This is a genomic window from Mycobacterium sp. E3298, from assembly GCF_001666895.1.
GTDB lineage: Bacteria > Actinomycetota > Actinomycetes > Mycobacteriales > Mycobacteriaceae > Mycobacterium.
On the sequence record NZ_LZJB01000608.1, the window covers coordinates 1 to 1,470 of the forward strand.

3 protein-coding genes are annotated in these 1,470 nt (G+C 70.3%); all 3 read left to right on the forward strand.

What is annotated here, in order from left to right; all coding sequences use genetic code 11:
• Window positions 1-286, forward strand: a 286-nt coding sequence (locus A9X05_RS27895; RefSeq protein ID WP_067785500.1) for a DUF488 domain-containing protein, incomplete at its 5' end; no start/stop codon positions are given.
• Between the two features lie 20 nt (window positions 287-306).
• Complete coding sequence (locus A9X05_RS27900) at window positions 307-1,182, forward strand: LLM class F420-dependent oxidoreductase (RefSeq protein ID WP_067785503.1); 876 nt, start codon at window positions 307-309, stop codon at window positions 1,180-1,182.
• The coding region (locus A9X05_RS27905; RefSeq protein WP_156737055.1) for an acetyltransferase at window positions 1,179-1,470 on the forward strand (292 nt) is incomplete at its 3' end. The genes A9X05_RS27900 and A9X05_RS27905, both read left to right, overlap by 4 nt.

Genomic DNA, 1,470 nt, shown 5'->3' on the forward strand with positions numbered 1-1,470 from the left:
GCTGATCGACCGCATGTGGCCGCGAGGTGTGCGCAAGGGCGACCCGAGGGTGGGGATCTGGTCCAAGGACGTCGCGCCGTCCAAGGACCTCCGCGAGTGGTATCGCCACCGGTCAGAACACTTCGACGAATTCGCCGAGCGCTACGAGGCGGAACTCGACGACAACCCGGCGCTCGACGAGCTGCGCGAGCTGGCCCGGCGCGGCGTCGTCACCCTGGTCACCGCGACCCGCGACCCCGACATCAGCCATGCCGCCGTCCTCGCGGAGCTGCTGAAAAGCCACTGAGCGCGTGAGACGATCGTGCGATGCGGCTGGGATTGCACGCCCTGGGGATCGGCGCCGGCGCCGATCGCGCCGTGATCGATGCCGTCGCGTCGACCGCGGACGACTGCGGCTTCGCCACGCTGTGGGCCGGCGAACACGTCGTCATGGTCGACCGACCGGCCTCCCGCTATCCCTACTCCGAAGACGGCGTCATCGCCGTTCCCGCACAAGCGGATTGGCTTGACCCGATGATCGCACTGAGCTTCGCCGCGGCGGCGTCGTCCCGGATCGGGCTGGCGACGGGCGTGCTCCTGTTGCCCGAGCACAATCCGGTGGTGGTGGCCAAGCAGGCCGCCAGCCTGGACCGGCTCGGCGGCGGGCGGCTGACCCTGGGGATCGGCGTCGGCTGGTCGAGGGAGGAGTTCGCCGCGCTTTCGGTGCCGTTCGCCCGTCGGGCCGAGCGCACCGCCGAATACGTTGCCGCGATGCGCGCGGTGTGGCGCGACGACATCGCCTCGTTCGACGGCGATTTCGTCAGCTTCGACTCGATTCGGGTCAACCCCAAGCCGGTGCGCGACCGCCACATCCCGATAGTGGTTGGCGGCAATAGTGATTCGGCGCTGCGGCGGGCGGCGACGTGGGCTGACGGTTGGTACGGCTTCAACCTCGACGGCGTCGAAGCCGTGCACGACCGGCTCGCCGAATTGGAGCGGCTATGCGCCGAGGCGGGGCGTGATCGTGGGCAGTTGCGGCTCTCGGTGGCGTTGCGCGATCCGGGCGTCGGTGATGTCGGCGCCCTCGCCGATCTGGGCATCGACGAATTGGTTCTGGTCGCGGCGCCGCCCGAGCGGCCCGCTGCGGCCGCCGAATGGGTTTCGGCCCTGGCCGAACGGTGGATGGCAGGGGCGCCCGCGTGAGCGAGGACGACCCGATACTGCCGCGGGAGTTGACCGAGATCCCCGATGAGGTCCGCGCCGTCCCGCCCCCGCCCATACCGGCGTTGCCCGAGCCGTACGGGTTGCGTCTGGCCGATCCGGACGCCGACGCGGAGATGGTCGCCGAGTGGATGAATCGGCCGCACCTGGCCGAAGCGTGGGAGTCCGCCTGGCCGGTGACCCGCTGGCACCGCTACCTGAGGGCGCAACTCGAAGGCGGGTTCTCCCGGCCCTTCATCGCCACGCTGTACGCGATGCCTCGTGCCTACA

Excerpts from the sequence above, each read along its gene's own strand:
- A9X05_RS27900 (WP_067785503.1), top strand. The coding sequence starts at position 307 with ATGCGGCTGGGATTGCACGCCCTGGGGATCGGCGCCGGCGCCGATCGC.